Raw genomic sequence first — 21,903 nt, 5'->3', positions numbered from 1 at the left:
TCTTCCTGCCAAGGTGCAAACCTCCCGAAATCGTCGCTTGGGGACTGGTCCCTGGCGCCCTTCCAACCTCCTGCTACGAATCCCATGCTCGCGAGGTAGGTGTGGCAGGGAGACCCGTAGGGGAAAGATGGCGGTTTCGGTCCATTTGGTCCACCTCTGACCTGCGGTTTTACGTTTGGCATTGACGGGATACTGGATGATTTTGTGGCTCTGCAAGCAGGCGTCAGGGGGTCGAGTCCCCTACGCTCGACCAGACGGGCCTCGCAACTATGCTCACGGCATGCCGGACGACCGTGTGCGCAGCGCCCTCGAGGAGTTCGTGGCCGAGCGTGACTGGGCGCAGTTCCACACTCCCGCCAACCTCGCGAAGAGCATCGTCATCGAGGCAGCCGAGCTTCTCGAGTGCTTCCAGTGGGCCGACGAGGGGGCCGACGTGAATGAGGTGCGTGACGAGCTCGCCGACGTGCTGACGTACTGCCACCTGCTTGCGACGCGCTTGGACCTCGACCCGGACCAGATCGTCCTCGACAAGCTCGACGAGAGCCGGCGCAAGTACCCGGTCGAGCGTGCGCGAGGGCGGAGCGCGAAGTATGACCGGCTTTGAGATCGAGGAGTTCACCCTCGACCAGCAGAGCCTCAGCACCTGGGCGACCGGGGACCCACGTTTCCGCAACTGGCCGGTGGTCTACCTCCTCGACAACCCTGCCGAGATCTACGTGGGCGAGTCCCTCAACACCGTGGCGCGCATCCGGCAGCACTTGGACTCGAAGAGCAAGAAGGATCTGGTCGCAGCACGAGTGATCGTCGACCCCACCTTCAACAAGTCCGTCTGCCTCGACCTGGAGTCGTTCCTCATCCGGCTCTTCGCAGGTGACGGGAAGTACCGCGTCCTCAACCGCAACGACGGCGTGACGAACTCCGACTACTACCGGCGCGCGGAGTACCAACAGGCCTTCGACGCGATCTTCGAAGCCCTTCGCTCCCGTGGCGCGTTCACTCGCCCTGTGCGACAGATCGAGAACACCGATCTCTTCAAGCTCTCGCCGTTCAAGGCCCTGTCGCAGGACCAGGCGATCGCGGTCGAGGACATCCTCAACGGGCTGTTCGAGGACATCGCCGCTCGGCGCGGCAGCCGGATCGTCATCCAGGGCGATCCCGGGACCGGCAAGACCGTCGTCGCGGTCTATCTCGTCAAGCTCCTGCAGGACATCAGGGACGCCGATCTCACCGAGCCGTCCGACGGCGAGTCAGTTCTCTCCGAGTTCTTCGTCGAGGGCTATCCCGAGCTGCTGCAGGGCTTCCGCATCGGCTTGGTCGTGCCGCAACAGTCGTTGCGCAAGTCGATCGAGAAGGTCTTCAAGAAGACCCCGGGGCTCGATCCGTCGATGGTCCTGACGCCGTTCGACGTTGGTGAGGACAGTGGCCGTTTCGATCTGCTGATCGTCGACGAGACACATCGGCTCAACCAGCGGTCCAGCCAGGCCTCCGGACAGAAGAACACCCAGTTCCGGACGATCAACGAGCGCCTGTTCGGTCAGGACGACCTGACCAAGACCCAGCTCAATTGGATCATCGCCAAGAGCGACCACCAGGTCTTCCTTCTCGACTCGGCCCAGAGCGTCCGCCCCCACGACGTCAGCGAGGAGAACCTCGCGGAGCTCGTGACCCAGGTCGATGATCAGCACCGTCGCTACCGCCTGTCCACGCAGATGAGGGTTCAGGCCGGCTCCGACTACGTCGGGTACATCCGGAGGGTCATCTCCGACTTCCCGCCAGGACCCCAGCAGTTCGGCGGTTACGACCTTCGGATGTACGACGACCTGGGCGAGATGTACCAGGCGATCCGCCGACGTGACAACGAATCCGGCCTCGCCCGCCTGGTGGCCGGCTACGCCTGGCGGTGGCAGACCAAGAAGGACAAGTCGGCGTACGACATCGTCGTCGACGGACTCCAGCTGCGCTGGAACCAGACCGACGTCGACTGGATCAATTCCCCGGGCTCGATCAACGAGGTTGGCTCGATCCACACGATCCAGGGGTATGACCTCAACTACGCCGGCGTCATCATCGGCCGTGACCTGAGGTACGACCGCAAGGCTCGGGCCATCGTTTTCGACCGCGACCACTACTACGACGCCAAGGGCAAGGAGAACAACCGGATCCGCGGGATCACCTACAGCGACGAGGACATCCTGCGCTTCGTCCGCAACATCTACTCCGTGCTCCTGACGCGCGGCATGCTCGGGACCTACGTCTATGTGTGCGACCCGGACCTCCGTGAGCACCTGCGCCCCTACCTGTCCACGGACGGTCGGTAGGCCTGCCACCCTGTCCCCATGTACGACGAGTCACCGCTCACCCACGGCGCCGCCCTCTGGCACTCGTACGACGCCCGCGCGGCGCTGATCCCCGCCGACGGCTGCGTCGACCTGATCCTGCGCGGGGACGAGGTCGCCGTGGCGGGTCCGTCGACGCGGTCGATCGCGACGGAGGCCGACGGCGGGGAGGGCACGCTGGGGGTGCGGCTCGCGCCCGGGACCGGGGCGAGGGCGCTGGGGGTGGACCTCGGGGAGATCAGTGACCGGCTGGTGCCGCTCGCCGATCTGGTCGGCCCGCCGGAGGTCCGGCGGTGGCGCGGGGTCCTGCTCGAGACGCGGGCGACGGCGACGGCGAGCCCGGACCTGGTCGAGCGGGCGTTGCGACCTGGCGAGGGCTGGGCTGATGCGGTCAGAGCGCGCGCGGCCGGAGGCGTTTCGGCGGAAGACGTTGCGCGCGAGCTGGGCTGGTCCGAGCGGACCTTCCGTCGCCGGATGGGCCAGGCGTTCGGCTACGGGTACGCGACGCTGGTGCGGATCCGGCGCGGGCAGCATGCGCACCGCCTGCTGACCAAGGGCGTGACGCCCGCCGAGGCCGCCGCGCGAGCCGGGTACGCCGACCAGCCGCACCTCTCCCGCGAGCTCCGCCGCCTCGCGGGCGTCAGCCCGGCTCAGCTCGTGGGAGCGAGCAGCGCGAACAGGTCGACCGCGTTGCCGTCCGGGTCCAGCAGCGTCGCGTAGCGCTGCCCCCAGAAGGCGTCCCACGGCGCGACATGGCCGGTGTGGCCGGCCGCGACCATCGCGGCGTACGTCGCGTCGACGGCCGCGGGCGTCTCCTGGTCGAAGGCGAGGGCGATCCGGTGCCCACCCGTCGCCGGCTCGAACGGGGGGTCGAAGCCGCGGATGGTGGCGACGGTGTCCCAGGCGAGGGCGGTGCCGTCCTCGAGGTGGGCGTCGACGTGGGGGGCGGTGGGGTCGATGTCGTCGGGGAGGGGGACGCCGAGGGCGCGGTAGAAGGCGAGGGACGCGCCCATGTCCTGGGTGACGATGCCGATGAAGCCGAGTCGCAGTGCCATGCCCGCAACGCTAGAGGCCGGCACCGACCGCGGTCGTGAACAGAACGGCCACGTACCTGCGCTGGGGTACGTGGATCCACCCACCCAGAGGGACGATCGGCCGGCCCGCCGCCGCGAAGGTGGAGCCATGACCGCCACGCTCCCCACCCGCGAGCCCACCAGAAGCCCCAGGAACAGGGGGTGGTGGGGCTGGTTCGCCCTCAGCTCACTGGCGATCACGGTCCTCGCCGTCGGCCCCTACCTCACCGCCTCGCTTGCGCAGCTCAGCGCCGACGACCACGGCGTCGCGAGCAACTACGTCGACCGCCCGGCGTTCCTCCAGGGCGCGCTCTACGTCCACGCCGGCGCCGCCGGACTGGCGCTGTTGCTGTCCCCACTCCAGTTCGCAGCCCGCATCCGACGCCGCAACCCCCGCCTCCACCGCACCATCGGCAAGGTCGTTCTCGCCGCGATTGCGATCGCGGGCGTCGCGGGGCTGGTGCTGTCGTTCGTCAACGAGGCCGGGCTGATCGGGGTCTTCGGGTTCGGGGGGCTCGCGGTCGTCTGGCTGGTCAGCGCGACCCAGGCCTACCGGGCCGCGCGGCGTCGCGACTTCGGCGCCCACCGGCGCTGGGCGATCCGCACCTTCGCCCTGACGTACGCCGGCGTGACCCTGCGGTTGCAGACGATCTTGTTCGTCACGCTCCAGGTCGCGTTCGGCGCCGACGCGGGGGCCGCCTTCGACCGCGCCTACTACGTCGTGACGTTCTCGTGCTGGGTGCCGAACCTGCTCGTCGCCGAGTGGTACCTGCGGCGGGAGCGCCGTGCCAGGTGATTCACTCGTGCGCGTGCGTGACGCCCTGGGTCGCCTGCTCCCGCTGCTGGCTGCGGCCTATGCGGCGGTCGCGCTGACCGACCTGCTCGGCGACGGGACCCGGTCCGCCGGTGAGGTCGCGGTGGGCGTCGCGGGCACGCTGGTGCTGAGCGCGACCATGGTCGTCGCGCCCCGCGTGCCCCTGACCGCGTTGCTCATCGCCGGTGCGACGATCACCGTCGAGTCCGCGACGCACGCCGACGTCGCGATCTCGCCGGCCGCGACGCTGGTGAGCATCTTCGTGGTGGGCCGGCTCGCGGACCGACGGCGTGCGGTGGTCGGGCTGGTGGTGGCGATCGTCAGCGTGCTGGGCTACTACGCCTTCAGCCCGCCGGGGTCGCCGGCCGAGCTCGTCGCGACACTGGCGGCGTACGGCGGGTTCTGGGGCGTCGCCTATGCCTGGGCCCGGCGCGACGAGGAGGCGGAGCGGGCCCGCCGGGCGGACCGGGCGCTGCTGCTGGCCGAGCTGCGCACCCAGATGGCGCGCGACCTGCACGACATCATCGGGCACACGCTCAATGTGGTCGTGGTGCACGCCGGCGCGGCCCGGCTCTCGATCGATGCAGCTCCGGAGACCAGCCGCGACCTGCTGCGCCAGATCGAGGGCGTCGGCAGCGACGCGCTCGCCGACCTCGACGACGCGATCAGCATGCTGGGGGAGGCGTCCGCCGAGGGCGAGCTGCGGCCGACCACGGTGGGCATCGGCGACCTGCCCGAGCTCGTCCGGCGCTTCGCCGGCTCCGGGGTGGTCGTCAGCCTCGACCTCGACCCGGCGGCCGCGGACCTCGCCGCGGGCCGGACCGGCCGCGAGGTCTACCGGATCGTCCAGGAGGCGCTCACCAACGCGCTCAAGCACGCGACGCCGTGCGCCGCCACGGTGACCGTACGACGCGACGCCGCCGCGCACCTCGTCGTCACCGTCCAGGACGACGGCCCCGGCCCTGGGCCCGGCTGGACCGAGGGCCGCGGGCTCGGCGGGATCCGCGAGCGCGCGGCCCGGCTCGGCGGCACCGTCGAGGTCGGGCCGGGCCCCGAGGGCGGCTTCCGGGTCCTCGCCAGGATCCCGCGGGCCACGGGAGGATCGGCGTCATGACCGTCCGCGTGCTCGTCGCCGACGACGACGCCCTGCTCCGCGCCGGGCTCGCCGTGGTCATCGGGACCGACCCCGGCCTGGCGCTCGTCGGTGAGGCGGCCGACGGGCTCGACGCCGTCCGGCTGACCCAGGAGCACGAGCCCGACGTCGTCCTGATGGATGTCCGGATGCCCGGCGTCGACGGCATCGAGGCCACCCGCCGGATCGTCGCGAGCGGCAGCCCGGCGCGGGTCCTGGTGCTCACCACCTTCCCCGACGACGAGTACGTCGCCCGGGCACTGCGGGCCGGAGCGTCCGGCTTCCTGCTCAAGCGGGTCGCGCCCGAGCGGCTCCTCGAGGCAGTCCGCACGGTCGCCCGGGGTGAGTCGCTCCTCGACCCGGCGGTCACCCGCGCCGTCATCGCCCGCTCGCTCGACAGCGCGCCGCGCCCGGCCGGGGACGACGGCGCGCGGGCGGCGGTGCTGGCGGCGTTGACCGAGCGCGAGGTCGAGGTCCTCGCGCTCGTCGGAGAGGGTCTGTCGAACCGGGAGATCGCCGCGACGCTGACCCTCGCCGAGTCGACGGTGCAGACCCACGTGAAGCGGATCCTGGCCAAGGTCGGCGCCCGCGACCGCGCGCAGGCCGTCGTCGTCGCCTACCGCAGCGGGCTCGTGAACATCTCCTGACGCCTGACCCGACCCCCTGGGCATTGTCGGTGGGCAGGCCTACTGTCGAAACCATGACCGTTACCCAGTGGACGGCAGATGCTCTCCTGACCCGGTACGACGAGGTGCGCGGACACACCGAACGGCTGGCCGCGCCGCTCTCGCCGGAGGACCAGACGGTCCAGTCGATGCCCGACGTGTCGCCGACAAAGTGGCACCGGGCGCACGTCACGTGGTTCTTCGAGACGTTCGTGCTGGCCGACAACGAGAGCGGATTCGCGCCGTACCAGGACCAGTACTGGTTCCTGTTCAACAGCTACTACGAGGCCGTCGGGCCGCGCTACAACCGCGCCGAGCGCGGCGTGATCAGCCGGCCGGGGGCCCACGACGTCGGCCTCTACCGCGGCAACGTCGACGAGCGGATGCGCGACCTGGTCGCCCGCCTCGACCAGGGCAGCATCGACAAGCTGGCCGGCACGATCGAGCTCGGCTTCCACCACGAGCAGCAGCACCAGGAGCTGCTCCTCATGGACATCAAGCACGTGCTCTCGCTCAACCCCCTCCGCCCGGCCTACGCCGGCGCACCCGCGCCCAGCAGCGAGCCCGACCGGCTCGGCTGGGTCGAGGTCGAGGGCGGTCTGGTCGAGATCGGGCACCGCGGCGCCGGGTTCTCCTTCGACAACGAGCTGCCGCCGCACCAGGTCTGGCTCGAGCCCTTCCGGCTCGCCGACCGGCTCGTCACCAACGGCGAGTGGCGCGCGTTCATGGCCGACGGCGGCTACCGGCGTCCCGAGCTGTGGCTCTCCGACGGCTGGGCGCAGGTCAAGACCCACGGCTGGCAGGCGCCCTTCTACTGGGCCGAGGTCGACGGGACGTGGTTCGAGCACACGCTGCACGGCACGTTTCCCGTCGATCCCGGTCTCCCGGTGAGCCACGTCAGCCACTACGAGGCCGACGCCTACGCCACCTGGGCCGGCAAGCGGCTGCCGACCGAGGCCGAGTGGGAGCACGCCGTCCACCGCGACGAGGACGCCGCGGCCGCGGTCGAGGGCAACCTCGCCGACACCGCGACCTACCACCCCCGCGCCGCCGGACCCAGCACCGGACGGCTGCGCCAGGTCTACGGCGACTGCTGGGAGTGGACGTCGTCGGCCTACCTGCCCTACCCCGGCTTCCACCCCGCGGCGGGCGCGATCGGCGAGTACAACGGCAAGTTCATGTCCAACCAGATGGTGCTGCGCGGCGGCTGCGCGCTGACCCCGCCGGGCCATGCGCGCGCCAGCTACCGCAACTTCTTCCCACCGGGGGCGCGGTGGGCGCTGAGCGGTGTCCGGCTCGCCGACGGCGGGGTGGCCGCATGAGCCGCCGCGAGCCCGAGGTGACCGTGCTGCTCGAGCCCGACTGGGCCAGCGGCAGCCTCGCCGACGACGTACGACGGGGGCTGACCCGGCACCCGCGCACCCTCCCGCCGCGCTGGCTGTACGACGACCACGGCTCCGCGCTCTTCGACCAGATCACCCGGCTCCCGGAGTACTACCCCTTCACCGCCGAGCGGGCGATCCTCGAGACCCATGCCGACGAGATCGTCACCGCCAGCGGAGCGACCTCGCTCATCGAGCTCGGCAGCGGCACCAGCGAGAAGACCCGGCTCCTGCTCGACGCGTTCACCCGCGCGGGCCAGCTGACCCGCTTCGCGCCGGTCGACGTCTCCGAGGCGACGCTGCGCGAGGCGGCCGACCAGATCGCGGAGCGCTATCCCGACCTCGAGGTGGTCGCCGTCGTCGGCGACTTCACGCTCCACCTCGCCCAGCTGCCCGCCGGCGGACGGCGCATGGTCGCCTTCCTCGGCGGCACCATCGGCAACCTCTACCTCGAGGAGCGCCGCGCCTTCCTCGGCGCCGTCGCCGACGTCCTCGAGCCGGGCGACTCGCTGCTCCTGGGCACCGACCTGGTCAAGAGCGCCGACCGGCTCATCGCGGCCTACGACGACAGCCAGGGCGTGACGGAGGCGTTCGTCCGCAACGCGCTGGTCGTCGTCAACCGCGAGCTGGGCGGCGACTTCGACCCGGACGGCTTCTCCTACGTGCCCTTCTGGGACCCGCACATGGAGCGGATGGACCTGCGGCTGCGGGTCGAGGTGCCCCAGCGGGTCACCATCCCCGGCGCCGAGCTGGTCCTCGACCTCGCCGTCGGCGAGGAGATCCGGATCGAGATCTCGACCAAGTTCCGGGTCAGCCGGATCGCGGCCGAGCTCGAGGGAGCCGGGCTCGGGGTGGCGCGGGTGTGGACCGACCCGGGCGGCGACTTCGCGCTGACTCTTGCGGTCAAGTCCTGAACCGACCGCAATTTTTCCCGGGATTGGGTATGGACGCGGACCCCGGGGACGAGGCAAGGTCGGTCGGGTGCCGGGTAGATCCCGGCCGTTCTCACTCGGAGGGATGAACCACGTGAAGAGACCACTCACGATCCTCGCCTCGCTCGCGGTGGGCGCCGCGGTGCTGGTGCCGGCGGCCGGCAGCACCGCCGCCCCCGCCACGCGTACGACGGCGACGGGCGCGGCGAGCGCCGCTGAGCGGGCCCCGCTGGTCTGGGGCGCGTGCGAGAGCCAGGGGCTGCAGAGCGCCGGCGCCCAGTGCACGATGCTGACGGTGCCGCTCGACTACGCCAAGCCGGCCGGCAAGAAGATCAAGATCGCGGTCAGCCGGATCCTGCACACCGATGCCGACTTCAAGGGCATGATCGCGGTCAACCCGGGTGGTCCCGGTGGCTCGGGCCTCGGCCTGGTCACCCTGGGTGGCGTCATCCCCGACGGCGTCGGCGCCAAGTACGACTGGTACGGCTTCGACCCCCGCGGTGTCGGCAGCAGCGAGCCCGCGCTGAGCTGCAACCCGAACTACAAGGGCGCCGGGTTCAACCGCCCCAACTACGTGCCGACCAAGCCGTCGATCATGAACTGGTGGCGCAAGGTCACCCGCAACTACGCCAAGGCGTGCGGCAAGGCCGACGCGCGGCGCCTGCTGCCCCACATGAAGACGACCGACGTGGCGCGCGACCTCGACAGCCTGCGCAAGGCCGTCGGGCAGCAGAAGATGAACTACTACGGCTTCTCCTACGGCACCTACCTCGGCCAGGTCTACGCGACCATGTTCCCGAAGCGGGTCGGCCGGTTCGTGTGGGACGGCGTGCTCAACGCCAAGAATGCCTTCTACAAGGCCAACCTCGAGCAGAACGTCCAGTTCGACAAGAACATGGACGTCTACTTCCGCTGGCTCGCCAAGAACGACGCGACCTACCACCTGGGCGGCAGCTGGAAGGCCATCAAGAAGGGCTACTACCAGCTCCGCAAGAAGCTCGACCGCACGCCCGCGGCGGGTGGCAAGCTCGGTCCCGACGAGCTCGACGACGTGATGCTCGGGGCCGGCTACTACGTCTACGGCTGGGCCGAGATCGGTGCGGCGTACGCCAAGCTGGTCCGGACCGGTGACGGCGCCGACGTCCTCGCCCAGTACGCCGGTCCCGGCGACGACAACGGGTTCGCGGTCTACAACGGCGTGCAGTGCACCGACGCGCAGTGGCCGGGCTGGCAGAAGACCAAGGCCGACGCCTGGCGGATCCACCGCAAGCACCCGTTCCTGACCTGGGGGAACACCTGGTACAACGCGCCCTGCCTCAACTGGCCGGCCCGTTCCAGCAAGGCGTTCAAGGTCAACGGCAAGAAGGTGAAGTCGCGGATCCTGCTCATCGGCGAGACCCGGGACGCGGCCACCGTGTTCACCGGTGCCCTCGCCACGCGCCAGGTCTTCCCGTCGTCCTTCCTGATCGAGGGCGTCGGCGGTACGACGCACTCGGGCTCGCTCTCGGGCATCGCCTGCACCGACGACCTGGTCGCGAGCTATCTCGACACCGGGAAGCTGCCGGCGCGCAAGCCCGGCAAGCGCAGCGACCGCAAGTGCGACCCGGTTCCGCCGCCGCCCGCGTCGGCCGGAGCCGAGCGCCGCAGCGGCTCCGACGGCTTCCGTGACCTCCTCATCGAGGCACAGCTGATCGGCCGCTGAGCCACCCCGCACCACCAAGAGAACACCGCGCGCAGGGGCGTCGACACCGAGATGTCGGCGCCCCTGCCTGCTTCTCTGGCAAGATCTGGCTGGTGAGGGGCATCCGGATGGGGACGGCGCTTGCGGGGGTGGTCCTCCTGGCCGCCTGCAGCAGCGACCCGAAGCCCGTCTACCAGCGCTCTGCCGAGCCCCAGGCCGTGGTCAGCGAGTACGACGGATCGCAGGAGCCGTCCGCCGCCGTGCTGGCCCTCGTGCCCACCGCCGCGACCACCCTCGCGGTCACCGACTTCGACCAGCTCCGCCTGGTCCTCGGCTTCGCCACGCTCAAGGGCGCGAGCCCGGCTCCCGAGAGGGAGCGATTCTGGCGCCAGGTGCCGCGCACGGCCAGCCTGTCGACCGGCCTGCTCCGCCCGGCCGAGGCCCAGCTGCGCGACCGGTTCGGCTTCGGCCAGGACGATGTTGCCTGGGAGGCGACCTATTCCGGTGGCGGCGCGGACGGCTGGGTGCTGGCGTTCCGCGACGACATCGCGATGGCCGCCGTACGGCGTGCGGTGGAGGCCGGTGCCGGCCCGCTGCGCGGCGCGGTGGTCGACGTCGACCGGCGGCTGGTCACCTCGGTGGCGCCGCCCGAGGCCGCGCAGTCGTGGGCGGCCGAGCCGGACCTGGTCGCGCTGAGCGGCGGCGAGGCCGTGGCGACGTACCTGCAGCGGGGGTGCGACCCGTTCGACACCGTCTTCGGTGCGGGCATGCAGGCCCAGCTGGCCGCCGCGCCCGCGGCCGCGCTCGACAGCCTGGACCCGCTGAACGCCTACTCCGTCGCGCTCGGCACCGACCTGGTCACCGCGCGGCTCGGCGCGGAGCGCTCCGACGCCTTCGAGCGCGCCCGGCTGGCCGACGTGATGCCGCCGACCGACCCGGACTTCGGGCTCGTGATGAGCCGCGGCGTGGCCGACCCGGCGAGCGGCCGGCTGGGCTACGTGCTCGCGGACCCGGCGGCGGCGGCCCGGTTGACCCGGACCCACCACCTGCCGTTCACGGTGTGCCCGGACTGATCCCCGTGCGCAGGGCGTCGTACTGAGCCTGGTCGTGGGCGCAGACGATGGTGACCTCGCCGGAGCGACTCTGGGCGAGCTCCTGGAGCCGGGCGAGGTTGTCGAGCCGGCGCCGGTTGTCGACCGCCATCAGCCGCTGGAAGGCGGTGAGCGACGCCGGGCAGCGCGGCGGTACGTCGAGCTGACCGCCGTGGAAGAAGGCGTCGCCGGCGTGGAGCAGCCAGGTCCCGTCGTCGCGTCGTACGGCGACCCCGGCGTGCCCGCGGGTGTGCCCGGGCAGCGGGATGATCAGGACGTCATCGTCGAGTGCGGTGACCGACGGGAAGCCGAACCACGCGTCGCTGCCCTCGGTGTGCGGCGTCCAGCGCGGACCGTGCGCCCACTGGCCGGAGACGTAGCGGGCCTTCTCGCGGGCGCTCGGCGCCATCGCGGCGGCGTGCTCGCGCGCGTGCACGTGCACCCGCGCCTGCGGGAAGTCGCCGATCCCGCCGGCGTGGTCGAGGTCGAGGTGGGTGAGCACGATGTCGGTGACGTCGGCCGCCGCGAAGCCGCGCGCCTTGACCTGCGCCAGCGCGGTCTCGGCCGGGTCGAGGACGGGCCGGACGGTGGTCAGGAAGGGCAGGCCGAGCCGCCGGCGCTGGGCCAGGTCGTCGGTGCCGAAGCCGGTGTCGACCAGGGCGAGACCGTCCGGACGCTCCAGGAGCAGCACGTGGGCGACCATCGCCGGCCCGAGGGCCGGGCGCATGGTCGCGCAGTTGAGGTGGTGGATCCGCACGCCGTGCATCCTCACACGGATCCGTGCAGGTTGCGGGCGGTCGGCGAGGTCGGCACGGTGCTCGGGTCGGGGGCAGTGCCGAACAGCCGGTCCGCCGTACCGGCGGAGGTGACGGTGAACCAGTAGTGCTCGCTCTTGTAGTGGTGCAGCCGGTGGTTGCGCCAGATCTTGCGGTAGCGCTCCGAGCGCGGCCGGTAGTCGCTGTGGAGCAGGTAGTGCGTCCACTCGTAGCCGGACTTGATCGCGTAGACCGCCACCAGCAGCGTGAACATCGAGCTCGTCGTCGGCGTGACCAACCAGGCGACGGCGGCCCAGGTCGGCGCCAGGTAGAGCTGGACCTGCCAGGGGATGAAGACGAGCGGGAGGGCGCGCGGGTCGGCGTGGTGGGCGCGGTGCTTGCGGGCGAGGAGGGGGTCGATGCGCACCCCGGCGACCCGGCGGGGACGCCAGTGCAGGATGCCCACGTGGACCACCCACTCCACGACCGGCAGGATCGCGACCAGGCCGACCGGGATCGCCAGCTCCCACCAGCTCCCCGGGCCAGCGAGGACCCGTCCGGTGATCGCGGCGCCGAGGGCCGCGGTGAGCAGGTAGGGACTCGGGTGCCGCCAGAACTCGCGCAGCACCTGACCCATCGTGAGGTTCGTACGACGGGCGTCGCTGGCGACCTGCTGCTCGGCGAAGGCCTCGACCTCGCGCGGGCTCACTGGTCCGCCTCTACCGCGGCGAACGCCGACAGCAGCGCCTCGGCGGTCGGGGTGAGCACCCGGGTGGCCGCGGCGCGCGCCGTCGCCGCATCGCCGGCCCGGATCGCGGCGGCGAGCAGGCGGTAGGGCTCGACCTGGCCGACCTCCTCGGCGAGGAGCGTCCCGAGCGCGGGCAGCGCCGGCTCGTACGCCGTGCGCAGGCTATTGAACATGAGCCGGAAGACGATCGAGTCGGCGCCGTCGACGAGCAGGTCCCAGAAGTCGAGGGCGCCGAGCTGCCAGGTGACCGGGTCAGTCGTCGTACCCATCCGGGTGAGGAGCTCGTCGAGCTCGGTGGCCAGCACCGGCCCGCCGCGGGTCGCGGCGAGCGCCGCGATCCCGGGCCCGACCTCGGCCCGGGCCTCGATCACGCTCCGGGCGATCGCCGCGTCGAGCCGGCCGCCGCGCACCAGGAGCCGGGGCAGTAGGTCGAGGCCCGCGGCCCGGCGGTAGTCGCGGACCAGGGTCGCGCCGCCCTGGCGCACCTCGACCACCCCGGTCTGCGCGATCCGTTGGAGCGCCTCGCGCACCGCGGGCCGGGAGACGCCGAGCACCTCGGCGAGGCGGCGTTCGCTGGGCATGGACTCGCCGACGGTGAGCTCGCCGTCGACCACGCTGTCGAGCAGCTGCTCGAAGACCTCGTCGGACAGGGTGCGGCGGGTGACGGGACGCAGGGCCATGGAGGGAACGTAGACCTGGCTGGTCCGGTGGTCAAGTGGTCTTACCTCCGTGCGGTTTGGGACCAAACCGCGGGGATCTGAGCGTGACCTCCGCCGCCGAGCTGGAGCCGTGGGGACCGAGCAGCCCGGCGACGAAGGGTGGGGACCGCCCCCCGGCGGCCCGCCCCGGACGAGAGATACAGAGGGACTGGCCTCGCCCGGTACCCGGGGAGACGCACCAGCGACCGCGAACCTGACGGTCGGGCCGCGAGATCTTCCGCTCCGGATCCCGCGCGTGCGCTGAACCACACCCTCCGCCCCGCGCCGCGACGCCGAGGAGCCGCCTCGTAGGCTGCTGGTGTGGTGCGGTGGTGGAGCGTGCGGTTGTGGGGTGCCCACCTGCTCGGACTCCTCTGCGTCAGCATCGCGGTCGGCATGGGCCTGTGGCAGTACGACGCCTGGCAGACCCGGCGCGCGGCCGAGCGGGTCGACCTGACCAAGTCCGAGCCCGTCCCGATCGCCGAGGTGATCGGCTCCGACGACCCGTTCCCGACCGCCGGCCTGGGCCGCCCGGTCGAGGTCCGCGGGACCTTCCTGCCCGCCGGCACGGTGCTCGTCGCCGACCGGCCCAGCGACGACGGGCGCTCCGGCTCCTGGCTGGTCACCCCGCTGACCGTCGGCGACGCGACCGCGCCCGCCGTACCGGTGGTGCGGGGGTGGGTCCCCGACGGCACCGACCCGGCCTCCCTGCCGGCCCCGCCGACCGGTGAGGTCGACGTCCTCGGCTGGCTCCAGCCGCCCGAGGGCACCGGCAAGGTCGACGACGACCCGAACGACGACGTCCTGCCCGAGCTGCGGATCGCCGACCTGGTCCAGCGCGTCGACCAGGACCTCTACGGCGCCTACGTCGTCGCCGAGGCCCCGCTGCCGGCCGACGCCGCCGCCGGGGTCGACCACGCCACCCTCGACCAGCTCCCCGAGGCGAGCCGGTTCACCGCGCTGCGCAACATCCTCTACGCGATCGAGTGGTGGGTCTTCGCCGCCTTCGCGGCCTTCATCTGGTTCCGCTATGTGCGCGACGCCACGGCCGAGCCGGACCTCGAGGAGGCCGACGCCGAGGACGCCGGGGACGACGCCGTACCCTCGAAGCCGTGACCAAGCTCTTCACCGCCTATCGCGCGCTGGCGCTCGTGGTCGGCGTGCTGCTCCTCGTCGGCACCCTCGGCTCGCTGCTGAAGTACCTGCTCGAGGACGGCTCCACCCTGCAGCAGCTCGGCGACGACCTGACGCCGATCTGGCTGGTGCACGGCTGGATCTACATCGTCTACGTCGTCGTGGCGTTCCTGCTGAGCCAGAAGGCGCGCTGGAGCATCCCGCAGCTGCTGCTCATGCTCATCGCCGGGCTGATCCCGGGACTCATCTTCTGGGTCGAGCACCGGGTGGCCGTCCGCCTGCGCGAGGACCACCCGGAGCTCGCCCGCAGCTAGTCAGCTCTCCGGGCGCGGGCCTCAGCCTCAGCCCTGCTGCGGCTCCTCCGGGAGCGGGTCGGTCAGCGGGTCCGGCGTCGCGGCCGGCTCCGGCGCGTTGTCGACCGCCTGGGGCTCCACGGCCGGAGGGGCCGGGGGCGCCGGCGGCTCGGGGACCGGCGGCGGCGTCGGCGCGGGCGGAGGGGTCGGGACGGACGGTGCCGGGGGCGGCGGCGTCGTACCGGCGGGCTCGGGGGCGGACTGCCACAGCGACGCGTCGTCGGCCCCGCCGGCCTGCAGCTTCTTGGCGATGGTGGCGACGAGCGCACCCAGCGCGCCGAGCACCACCAGCTTCTTCAGCTTCTTCATCCCGAGCTCTCCTTCGACCAGTGGGGCGACCCGGTCGGGCCGTTCGTCCATCCCACCATGGCACGGGACGGGGCCAGGACACGAGGTCAGTAGGATCGAGGGCGTCCGCATCACCGATGCACCACTCACCCCGATCAGCCGGAGACGAGGCACTTCCATGGCAGCGCAGCAGGCCGTCCTCAAGACCAACAAGGGCGACATCACGCTCAACCTGTTCCCGAACCACGCACCGGAGACGGTCGCGAACTTCACCGGCCTCGCCAGCGGCGACAAGGCGTACGACGCCGGCAACGGCGCGACCGGTCCGTTCTACGACGGCCTGACCTTCCACCGGGTCATCCCGGGCTTCATGATCCAGGGCGGCTGCCCCCTCGGCACCGGCACCGGCGGCCCGGGCTACCAGTTCAAGGACGAGCCGCACCCCGAGCTCGTCTTCGACAAGCCCTACCTGCTCGCCATGGCCAACGCCGGCCCGGGCACCAACGGCTCGCAGTTCTTCATCACCGTCGGCGCGACCACCTGGCTCAACTTCAAGCACACCATCTTCGGTGAGGTCGCCGACCAGGCCGGCCGCGACGTCGTCGACGCGATCGCCGCCGTCCCGACCGGCGCGATGGACCGCCCCGTCGAGCCGGTCGTCATCGAGTCCGTCGAGCTCGTCGGCTGAACCCCTCCGCGATCTCACGATGAGCACCCCTCCGGTCGGAGTGCCGACCTGCTACCGGCACTCCGACCGCGAGACCTACATCCGCTGCCAGCGCTGCGAGCGTCCGATCTGTCCGGACTGCATGCGCGACGCCTCCGTGGGCTTCCAGTGCCCTGACTGCGTGGCTGAGGGCCAGCGCTCGGTACGCCAGGCCAAGACGGCGTACGGCGGCGCGATCTCGTACAACCCCGGCGTCACCTCCGCGGTGCTCATCGCGATCAACGTCGCCGTCTGGGTGGCGATCACGGCCACCGGCGGCAGCCGCAGCCCCCTGATGACCTGGCTGTCGGTTCATTTCGTGGGTCGGTGCCAGGACGGCGAGTCGGTCTTCCGCACCAGCCAGCAGATCTGCGATGCGGGGATCCAGGCGACCTGGATCCCCGGACTCCAGGACGGCGCCTGGTGGCAGCTCGTCACCGGCTCCTTCGTTCACGTCCAGCCGTGGCACATCGCGATGAACATGATCGCGCTGTGGCAGCTCGGTCCCATCGTGGAGCGGCTCGTCGGCCGGGGTCGCCTGGTCGTTCTCTACCTGGTGTCCAGTGCGTCGAGCGCCCTCGCCGTCTACTGGCTCGCCGACGAGCTCACCATCACCGTCGGAGCCTCCGGGGCGATCTTCGGCCTCCTGGCCGCGATCCTCGTCGCCGGTTGGAGGTCGGGCGCGGACCTCTCGATCTTCCGCACCACCATCATCTTGGCGGTCATCATCAGCGTCCTGCCCGGGATCTCCTGGCAGGGCCACCTCGGCGGGTTCATCGGCGGCGGCCTCGCCGCGGCGATCCTCGCCTTCGCGCCCCGCGGTGAGCACCGCACCTTGATCCAGACCGCGGGGCTCGCGGCGCTGGCGGCCGTCGTCCTGGCCGGGGTCGCGCTCCGGGTCTGACCCACCCCCGCCGCCGAAGTCGGGCGGTTGCTGGGCCGAAGTCAGGTGGTTGCTGGGTCGAGGTGTGGGTCTCGTGCGCCCTCGGCCCGCCGGAACCTGCCACCTCGAGGGGCGAACCTCGCTCCTTCGCCGGTCGAACCCTGCTACTTCGTCGGGTGGGCGGCGGCTATCCCCAGGTTTCTCCACCGATGTGGATGAATGACAGGGGTGTAGTTCTCCCCAGCTGTGGAGAAACCTGGGGGAAAACGAGCGCCGCGCCGGTGCCCTGGCGGGCGACCGGCGCGGCGTACGACGTGCGGGTGGGTGGGTGGGCGCGGGGCCTACTCCCAGCGGGTGGCGAAGGCGAAGCCCACGGCCATGAAGCCGATGCCGACGAACAGGTTCTTCTGTCCGAGGTCGGTCATGATCGGGATGTCGGCCGGGTCGTTGCCGGTGAGGAAGATGTAGAAGACACAGATCCACAGCAGGCCGATGAGGAAGCAGCCGAGCATGCCGACCACGACGCCGCGGCCGCGGCCCAGCGGGGTCTTGGGGTGCGCCGAGAAGATCAGGCCGGCGAAGAACAGCAGGAACCCGATCAGGTAGTTCTTGCCCTCGAGGTCCTGGAGGAACGACGGGCCGCCGGCCGGGTTGGGCTTGCCCTTGGCGTTGATGCTGCCGAAGCCGTCGGTGGGCCGGATGCCGAAGTAGTAGTACAGGATCCAGGCGATACCACCGAGGATCAGCAGCAGGGCGATGGCGAACCGCAGGCTCATCACCGGGCCGCGGTCGGGGTCGCCGAAGACCTCGCGCTCCTTGCGCTTCGACAGGCGGGTCGGCTTGGCCACAGGGGGCTCCTCGGTGAGACTCGGTGGCCGCTCGCTCGCCCCTGCGGGCGCGCGCTCGACCAGTGGTGGACACTGTCAGTATGACGGGTAGCCACGCCGGAGGTACGACGGGCCGCCGAACCGGGTCCGGGCGCCGGTCCCTGGGGTGGCGGATCGGCACGCCTGTCGTGGCCCTGCTGAGCGGCAGCCTGCTGGCCGTCTCGGCCACCAACAGCGAGGGAACCGACCTGCGTCCGGGCCGCTACACCGACCTCGCGGGACTGGTCGAGGGCGAGGCCGCGAACTACCGGACGGTCGAGGACCGGTTCAACAAGCTCTCCGACGAGGTCGAGCGGCTCAGCGCCGGCGTCAAGGACAAGAGCGTCGACGAGGCCCGCGGCGAGATCGCCCAGCTGCGCGATCCCGCGGGGATGACCCCGCACGCCGGCCCGGGCCTGCGGATCACGCTGTCCGACGCGCCCGAGGACCTCGTCGACGACGCGGTCGAGCGCAACAAGCAGGCCGAGCCCGACAAGCGGGTCAACCTCAACCGCTTCGTCGTCCACCAGCAGGACATCCAGGCGCTGGTCAACGCGCTGTGGAACGGCGGCGCGAGCGCGGTGACCATCGCCGGTCAGCGGGTCATCTCCACGACCGGCATCAAGTGCGAGGGCAATGCGGTCCAGCTCCAGGGCGTGCCCTACCCGCAGCCCTACGTCATCGAGGCGGTCGGCGACCCGTCCGAGCTCTACTCGAGCGTCGCCACCGACCACATCGTCGCCGGCTACCGCACCGACTCCGAGAACCCGGAGATCGGGATCGGCTGGTCGCTGGACTTCAAGGAGCGGGTCGAGGCGCCGGCGTACGACGGCGTCGTCGACCTGCACTACGCGAAGCCGCTCCGCTAGGCGTCGGCGGCAGCGCCGGCACCCGGCCGTTGCTCTGTCCGCCGCCACCCGGGACGGGGGGCGGGTCGAGCGGGTTGAGCGGGTCGGTCCCGGCCTGGACCTCGGCGCCGTCGGAGATGCCGTCGCCGTCGGTGTCGGGGTTGTTCGGGTCGGTGCCGCGGGTGGCCTCGTCGGTGTCGGGCAGCCCGTCGCCGTCGGTGTCGACCGGGGTCGGCGGCGCGGTGTAGGTCGAGATGAAGATGTAGACCCGGTTGCCCTGGTCGAGCGGCTCGCCCGGCGCGGGGTCCTGCTCGGTGACCCGGCCCTTCTTCTGGCTGGAGTCGTCGGCCGAGGCGTCGCGCACGACCGGCTCGAAGCCGGCGTCCTTGATCTTCTGGACCGCGTCGGCCTGCTTGAGACCGACCAGCGAGGGAACCTCCTCAGGCCCGTCGGAGATGCACAGCTCGACGGTCGCGTCCTTCTCGATCATCGTGTTGGCAGGCGGCACCTGCTCGACGACGGTGCCCTTCTCGTCGTCGGTGTCGCACTCCTTCTCGGTGATGTTGCGACGCAGGATGCCCTGGGCGAGGAGCGTCTGGATCGCTTCCTTCTTGGGCATCTTGACCACCGACTGCAGCGCGAACTGGCCGGGGCCGATCGAGACGACGAGGTTGATCTTGGTGTCGGGCGCGACGTAGTCGTCGCCCGCGGGGTCCTGCTCGATGACCTGTCCGGCCTCGATGGTGTCGTCATTGCGGACGCTGACCGTGCCGACCTGGAGGCCGGCCTCGCCGATGGCGTTGCGCGCGTCCTCCTCGCTCATCCGCACGACGTTGGGCACCCGCTTGTCGGTCGGGGTGTCGTCGAAGAGCCGGGGCCACACGATGTAGGCGGTGGCGATGATGGCGGCGATGAGCAGGCCGAGGACCACCCACAGGCCGACCTTGCTGCGCCGCTCGTCGTCGCGCGCGGGCGGCAGCGGCGGCCGGATGGCGGTCTCGCCGCCGGCGGGCGGCGGCGGGGTCGGCGGGACGGCGGCGGTGACGCCGGTCGACTCCGGCGCGACGGCCTGGACCGGACGGCCCGCGAGGTAGCGCTCGATGTCGGCGCGCATCTGCGCGGCGGACTGGTAGCGGTCCTCGACGCGCTTGGCGAGGGACTTCATCACGATCGCGTCGATCTCGGGCGTGAGGTCGTCCTCGTGCCGCGACGGCGGTACGGCGGGCTCCCGGACGTGCTGGTAGGCCACGGCCACCGGCGAGTCACCGACGAACGGCGGCCGCCCGGTGAGGAGCTCGTAGAGCAGGCAACCGGCGGAGTAGACGTCCGAGCGGGAGTCGACGGTCTCGCCGCGCGCCTGCTCGGGGGAAAGGTACTGCGCGGTGCCGACCACGGCCGCGGTCTGGGTCATCGAGGACTGGGCGTCGCTCATCGCGCGCGCGATGCCGAAGTCCATCACCTTGATGTCGCCGGACGGCGTCAGCATCACGTTGCCGGGCTTGATGTCGCGGTGGATGATCCCCGCGCGGTGGCTGTAGTCGAGCGCCGAGAGCACGCCACTGGTGATCTCGAGGGCGCGCTCGGGCAGGATCTTGCGCCCCTCGCGCAGGATGTCGCGCAGCGTCCGGCCGGCGACGTGCTCCATCACGATGTAGGGGACCACCTCGGTGCTGCCGTCGGGCTGCGCCGTGCGCTCCTCGCCGGTGTCGTAGACGGCGACGATCGCGGGGTGGTTGAGCGAGGCCGACGACTGCGCCTCGCGGCGGAACCGGGCTTGGAAGGTGGGGTCGCTGGCCAGGTCCGAGCGCAGTCGCTTGACCGCCACGACGCGGCCGAGGCGGGTGTCGGTGCCCTTGCGGACCTCCGCCATGCCGCCGCGGCCCAGCAGCTCGCCGAGCTCGTACCGCCCGCCGACGACGGGCCGGCCCGAACCGGGTTCGGTCGGGGGAGTGCTCATTCCGTGCCTCTCGGAAGGGTCAGCGGGCTGCTGGTGTCGGTGGGTGTGTCGGTGGGGGTGTCGGTCGGCTCCGGCTCGCCCCAGTAGTAGACGATGATGGAGTCGCCTTGGTTGAGGTCTCCGCTGCGTGAGAAGCGCGACACCGTGCCGGCGGCGCAGGTGCCGTCGTTGGGCTGGCTGTCCTGCTCCCAGCTGACCTTGAGCTTCTCGGCGCGCAGGTCCGCGACGGCGACCCGGTAGTCCTTGAAGCAGGTGTACTCGTCCTCGTCGACCGAGACCGAGGTGTCCTGGGTCGTCGGCGGCGTGGTCGGCTCGGTCGGCGTGGTGGGCTCGGTCGGCGTCGTCGGCTCGGTCGGGGTGTCCTCGGTGGTCTGCTCCGTCGTCGGCGTGGTGCCGGCGTCGGGGTCGTCGTCGCCACCACCGCGGCCGATGAGCACCGCGGCGATCGCGACCGCCGCGACCACCAGGAGGATCACCGCGATGGCGATCGGCCAGGGCGACTTGCGGCGCTCCTCGCCCGGGTCGTCACCGGCGTAGGCGGCCGGTGTGTCGAGGCGGCGCATCGGCTCGGCGGGCGTGCGGGGGCCCGGGGTGGGCACCGGGACGGGGACCGGCGGGACCACGCCGGTGAGCACCCGGGTGCCGTCGTCGTCGCCGAGGGGGGAGGACGCCGCGCCGGTGGCGGCCGCGACCGACGGGTCGCGCAGGGCGGCCGCGAAGGCCGCGCCGTCGTCGTACCGCTCGGCGGGCTCCTTGGCCAGCGCTCGTCGTACGACGGCCGCGAGGGGGCCCGGGATGTTGGGGGGCAGCTGCGGCACCGGCTGCTGCAGGTGCGCGAGCGCGGTGGCGACAGGTGTCTCGGCCTCGAACGGACGGCGTCCGGTCAGGCACTCGAAGGTCACCACGCCGAGCGAGTAGACGTCGGAGGCGGGTGTGGACGGGTTGCCGCGCGCCTGCTCCGGGCTGAGGTACTGGGGCGTGCCCATCACCGAGCCGGTCCGGGTCAGCGCGACCGAGTCGGCCGCACGGGCGATGCCGAAGTCGGTGATCTTGATCTTGCGGTCGGGCGTGACGAGCAGGTTGGCCGGCTTGACGTCGCGGTGCACGATGCCCGCCCGGTGGGCCACGCCGAGCGCGTCGGCCGCCTGGGCCATCAGGTCCTGAACGACCGCCACGTCGAGCGTGCGGCCGCTGTTGCGCGCGCCGGCGAGCAGCGTCGAGAGCGGCTGGCCGTCAACCAGCTCCATCACCAGGTACGGCGGGTGGTCGTCGTCGCCGGCGCTGTAGTCGTAGACGCCGGCGATGCCCGGGTGGTGCAGCGCCGCGGCGCTGCGGGCCTCGCCGTCGAAGCGGGTGCGGAACATCGGGTCGTGGGCGTACTCGGCCTTGAGCACCTTGACCGCGACCGGCCGGTTGAGCCGGGTGTCGGTCGCCCGCCAGACGACACCCATGCCGCCGGTGGCGATGCGGGAGTCGAGCCGGTAGCGACCGGCCTGGTCGGCGTAGCTGCCCTGGACGTCGTTCACGAGTGATCTCCTCGCTCGTTCCGGCGGCTGCGGAC

Annotated in this window: 23 protein-coding genes; 15 read left to right on the top strand and 8 right to left on the bottom strand. The window is 71.7% G+C overall.

From position 1 onward, the window contains the following. Positions 1-280 precede the first annotated feature (280 nt). From M0M48_RS23885 to M0M48_RS30930, 3 genes are read left to right on the top strand one after another with little or no spacing between them, the layout of a single operon-like run. Positions 281-604 (top strand): nucleotide pyrophosphohydrolase, encoded by a 324-nt coding sequence (locus tag M0M48_RS23885; RefSeq protein ID WP_257753033.1) that lies wholly within the window; start codon positions 281-283, stop codon positions 602-604. Next, the gene (locus M0M48_RS23880) at positions 567-2,318 is read left to right on the top strand and encodes a DNA/RNA helicase domain-containing protein (protein ID WP_257753032.1); all 1,752 of its coding nucleotides are present in this window, start codon (positions 567-569) and stop codon (positions 2,316-2,318) included. The genes M0M48_RS23885 and M0M48_RS23880 overlap by 38 nt, the downstream gene beginning before the upstream one ends. 18 nt (positions 2,319-2,336) lie before the next feature. Then, positions 2,337-3,056, top strand: a complete 720-nt coding sequence (locus M0M48_RS30930; RefSeq protein WP_308220341.1) for a helix-turn-helix transcriptional regulator — start codon at positions 2,337-2,339, stop codon at positions 3,054-3,056. Here the strand turns inward: M0M48_RS30930 and M0M48_RS23870 are convergent. Continuing rightward, positions 2,987-3,391: a VOC family protein gene (locus tag M0M48_RS23870; protein ID WP_257753031.1), complete on the bottom strand. Its 405-nt coding sequence runs from the start codon at positions 3,389-3,391 to the stop codon at positions 2,987-2,989. The two genes, M0M48_RS30930 and M0M48_RS23870, sit on opposite strands and share 70 nt — an antisense overlap. Before the next feature lie 127 nt (positions 3,392-3,518). Between M0M48_RS23870 and M0M48_RS23865 the strand changes: the two genes are divergently transcribed. From M0M48_RS23865 to M0M48_RS23835, 7 genes are all read left to right on the top strand, one after another. Continuing rightward, the gene (locus M0M48_RS23865; protein ID WP_257753030.1) at positions 3,519-4,205 is read left to right on the top strand and encodes a DUF2306 domain-containing protein; all 687 of its coding nucleotides are present in this window, start codon (positions 3,519-3,521) and stop codon (positions 4,203-4,205) included. A gap of 13 nt (positions 4,206-4,218) precedes the next feature. Then, positions 4,219-5,337: a sensor histidine kinase gene (locus M0M48_RS23860; RefSeq protein ID WP_257753029.1), complete on the top strand. Its 1,119-nt coding sequence runs from the start codon at positions 4,219-4,221 to the stop codon at positions 5,335-5,337. Further along, complete coding sequence (locus tag M0M48_RS23855; RefSeq protein ID WP_257753028.1) at positions 5,334-6,002, top strand: response regulator; 669 nt, start codon at positions 5,334-5,336, stop codon at positions 6,000-6,002. The genes M0M48_RS23860 and M0M48_RS23855 overlap by 4 nt, the downstream gene beginning before the upstream one ends. A gap of 53 nt (positions 6,003-6,055) precedes the next feature. Then, positions 6,056-7,342, top strand: a complete 1,287-nt coding sequence (gene egtB / locus M0M48_RS23850; RefSeq protein WP_257753027.1) for an ergothioneine biosynthesis protein EgtB — start codon at positions 6,056-6,058, stop codon at positions 7,340-7,342. Then, positions 7,339-8,316 carry an L-histidine N(alpha)-methyltransferase gene (gene egtD, locus M0M48_RS23845; protein ID WP_257753026.1) on the top strand — a complete coding sequence of 326 codons (978 nt, stop codon included), beginning with the start codon at positions 7,339-7,341 and terminating at the stop codon, positions 8,314-8,316. Before egtB ends, egtD begins: the two co-directional genes overlap by 4 nt. A 112-nt stretch (positions 8,317-8,428) precedes the next feature. Next, the gene (locus M0M48_RS23840) at positions 8,429-10,036 is read left to right on the top strand and encodes an alpha/beta hydrolase (RefSeq protein ID WP_257753025.1); all 1,608 of its coding nucleotides are present in this window, start codon (positions 8,429-8,431) and stop codon (positions 10,034-10,036) included. Between the two features lie 107 nt (positions 10,037-10,143). Beyond that, on the top strand, positions 10,144-11,088 hold the full coding sequence (locus M0M48_RS23835) for a hypothetical protein (protein WP_257753024.1): 945 nt from the start codon (positions 10,144-10,146) through the stop codon (positions 11,086-11,088). Here the strand turns inward: M0M48_RS23835 and M0M48_RS23830 are convergent. Genes M0M48_RS23830 through M0M48_RS23820 form a run of 3 tightly spaced genes read right to left on the bottom strand, consistent with a single transcriptional unit; the run spans position 11,069 to position 13,289 of the window. After that, positions 11,069-11,863, bottom strand: a complete 795-nt coding sequence (locus tag M0M48_RS23830) for an MBL fold metallo-hydrolase (RefSeq protein WP_257753023.1) — start codon at positions 11,861-11,863, stop codon at positions 11,069-11,071. The genes M0M48_RS23835 and M0M48_RS23830 overlap by 20 nt on opposite strands. An 11-nt stretch (positions 11,864-11,874) precedes the next feature. After that, positions 11,875-12,570: a sterol desaturase family protein gene (locus M0M48_RS23825; RefSeq protein WP_257753022.1), complete on the bottom strand. Its 696-nt coding sequence runs from the start codon at positions 12,568-12,570 to the stop codon at positions 11,875-11,877. Then, positions 12,567-13,289, bottom strand: coding sequence for a FadR/GntR family transcriptional regulator (locus tag M0M48_RS23820; RefSeq protein ID WP_257753021.1), 723 nt, complete (start codon positions 13,287-13,289; stop codon positions 12,567-12,569). The genes M0M48_RS23825 and M0M48_RS23820 overlap by 4 nt, the downstream gene beginning before the upstream one ends. Before the next feature lie 339 nt (positions 13,290-13,628). Here M0M48_RS23820 and M0M48_RS23815 point away from each other — a divergent pair, with 339 nt between their 5' ends. Both M0M48_RS23815 and M0M48_RS23810 read left to right on the top strand, forming a co-directional pair. Next, positions 13,629-14,423, top strand: coding sequence for an SURF1 family protein (locus tag M0M48_RS23815; RefSeq protein WP_257753020.1), 795 nt, complete (start codon positions 13,629-13,631; stop codon positions 14,421-14,423). Next, on the top strand, positions 14,420-14,755 hold the full coding sequence (locus tag M0M48_RS23810; RefSeq protein ID WP_257753019.1) for a DUF3817 domain-containing protein: 336 nt from the start codon (positions 14,420-14,422) through the stop codon (positions 14,753-14,755). The genes M0M48_RS23815 and M0M48_RS23810 overlap by 4 nt, the downstream gene beginning before the upstream one ends. 27 nt (positions 14,756-14,782) lie before the next feature. On the opposite strand, the gene M0M48_RS23805 is transcribed toward M0M48_RS23810, so the two are convergent. After that, on the bottom strand, positions 14,783-15,154 hold the full coding sequence (locus M0M48_RS23805; protein ID WP_257753018.1) for a hypothetical protein: 372 nt from the start codon (positions 15,152-15,154) through the stop codon (positions 14,783-14,785). A 106-nt stretch (positions 15,155-15,260) separates the two neighbouring features. Between M0M48_RS23805 and M0M48_RS23800 the strand changes: the two genes are divergently transcribed. Beyond that, a complete protein-coding gene (locus M0M48_RS23800; RefSeq protein ID WP_215812077.1) occupies positions 15,261-15,770 on the top strand; it encodes a peptidylprolyl isomerase in 510 nt (169 codons plus the stop codon). A 19-nt stretch (positions 15,771-15,789) separates the two neighbouring features. Continuing rightward, complete coding sequence (locus tag M0M48_RS23795) at positions 15,790-16,692, top strand: rhomboid family intramembrane serine protease (RefSeq protein ID WP_215812078.1); 903 nt, start codon at positions 15,790-15,792, stop codon at positions 16,690-16,692. Positions 16,693-17,012: 320 nt separating this feature from the next. Here M0M48_RS23795 and M0M48_RS23790 read toward each other — a convergent pair whose 3' ends face one another. Next, positions 17,013-17,519 (bottom strand): cell division protein CrgA, encoded by a 507-nt coding sequence (locus M0M48_RS23790; RefSeq protein WP_257753017.1) that lies wholly within the window; start codon positions 17,517-17,519, stop codon positions 17,013-17,015. A gap of 80 nt (positions 17,520-17,599) precedes the next feature. Between M0M48_RS23790 and M0M48_RS23785 the strand changes: the two genes are divergently transcribed. Further along, positions 17,600-18,406 carry a DUF881 domain-containing protein gene (locus tag M0M48_RS23785; RefSeq protein ID WP_257753016.1) on the top strand — a complete coding sequence of 269 codons (807 nt, stop codon included), beginning with the start codon at positions 17,600-17,602 and terminating at the stop codon, positions 18,404-18,406. Here the strand turns inward: M0M48_RS23785 and pknB are convergent. Both pknB and M0M48_RS23775 read right to left on the bottom strand, forming a co-directional pair. Further along, complete coding sequence (gene pknB / locus M0M48_RS23780) at positions 18,336-20,342, bottom strand: Stk1 family PASTA domain-containing Ser/Thr kinase (protein WP_257753015.1); 2,007 nt, start codon at positions 20,340-20,342, stop codon at positions 18,336-18,338. The genes M0M48_RS23785 and pknB overlap by 71 nt on opposite strands. Further along, entirely contained in the window at positions 20,339-21,868 is a 1,530-nt protein-coding gene (locus M0M48_RS23775) for a serine/threonine-protein kinase (protein WP_215812081.1), read from the bottom strand. Before M0M48_RS23775 ends, pknB begins: the two co-directional genes overlap by 4 nt. Positions 21,869-21,903 lie beyond the last annotated feature (35 nt).

This window comes from Pimelobacter simplex, from assembly GCF_024662235.1.
Classification (GTDB): domain Bacteria; phylum Actinomycetota; class Actinomycetes; order Propionibacteriales; family Nocardioidaceae; genus Nocardioides.
Note: the sequence above shows the minus strand (reverse complement) of the source record. Positions and strands in the feature narration are given on the sequence as shown.

Excerpts from the sequence above, each read along its gene's own strand:
- M0M48_RS23885 (WP_257753033.1), top strand. The coding sequence starts at position 281 with ATGCCGGACGACCGTGTGCGCAGCGCCCTCGAGGAGTTCGTGGCCGAG.
- M0M48_RS30930 (WP_308220341.1), top strand. The coding sequence starts at position 2,337 with ATGTACGACGAGTCACCGCTCACCCACGGCGCCGCCCTCTGGCACTCG.
- M0M48_RS23870 (WP_257753031.1), bottom strand. The coding sequence starts at position 3,391 with ATGGCACTGCGACTCGGCTTCATCGGCATCGTCACCCAGGACATGGGC.
- M0M48_RS23865 (WP_257753030.1), top strand. The coding sequence starts at position 3,519 with ATGACCGCCACGCTCCCCACCCGCGAGCCCACCAGAAGCCCCAGGAAC.
- M0M48_RS23855 (WP_257753028.1), top strand. The coding sequence starts at position 5,334 with ATGACCGTCCGCGTGCTCGTCGCCGACGACGACGCCCTGCTCCGCGCC.
- egtB (WP_257753027.1), top strand. The coding sequence starts at position 6,056 with ATGACCGTTACCCAGTGGACGGCAGATGCTCTCCTGACCCGGTACGAC.
- egtD (WP_257753026.1), top strand. The coding sequence starts at position 7,339 with ATGAGCCGCCGCGAGCCCGAGGTGACCGTGCTGCTCGAGCCCGACTGG.
- M0M48_RS23835 (WP_257753024.1), top strand. The coding sequence starts at position 10,144 with ATGGGGACGGCGCTTGCGGGGGTGGTCCTCCTGGCCGCCTGCAGCAGC.
- M0M48_RS23820 (WP_257753021.1), bottom strand. The coding sequence starts at position 13,289 with ATGGCCCTGCGTCCCGTCACCCGCCGCACCCTGTCCGACGAGGTCTTC.
- M0M48_RS23805 (WP_257753018.1), bottom strand. The coding sequence starts at position 15,154 with ATGGACGAACGGCCCGACCGGGTCGCCCCACTGGTCGAAGGAGAGCTC.
- M0M48_RS23800 (WP_215812077.1), top strand. The coding sequence starts at position 15,261 with ATGGCAGCGCAGCAGGCCGTCCTCAAGACCAACAAGGGCGACATCACG.
- M0M48_RS23795 (WP_215812078.1), top strand. The coding sequence starts at position 15,790 with ATGAGCACCCCTCCGGTCGGAGTGCCGACCTGCTACCGGCACTCCGAC.
- M0M48_RS23785 (WP_257753016.1), top strand. The coding sequence starts at position 17,600 with ATGACGGGTAGCCACGCCGGAGGTACGACGGGCCGCCGAACCGGGTCC.
- pknB (WP_257753015.1), bottom strand. The coding sequence starts at position 20,342 with ATGAGCACTCCCCCGACCGAACCCGGTTCGGGCCGGCCCGTCGTCGGC.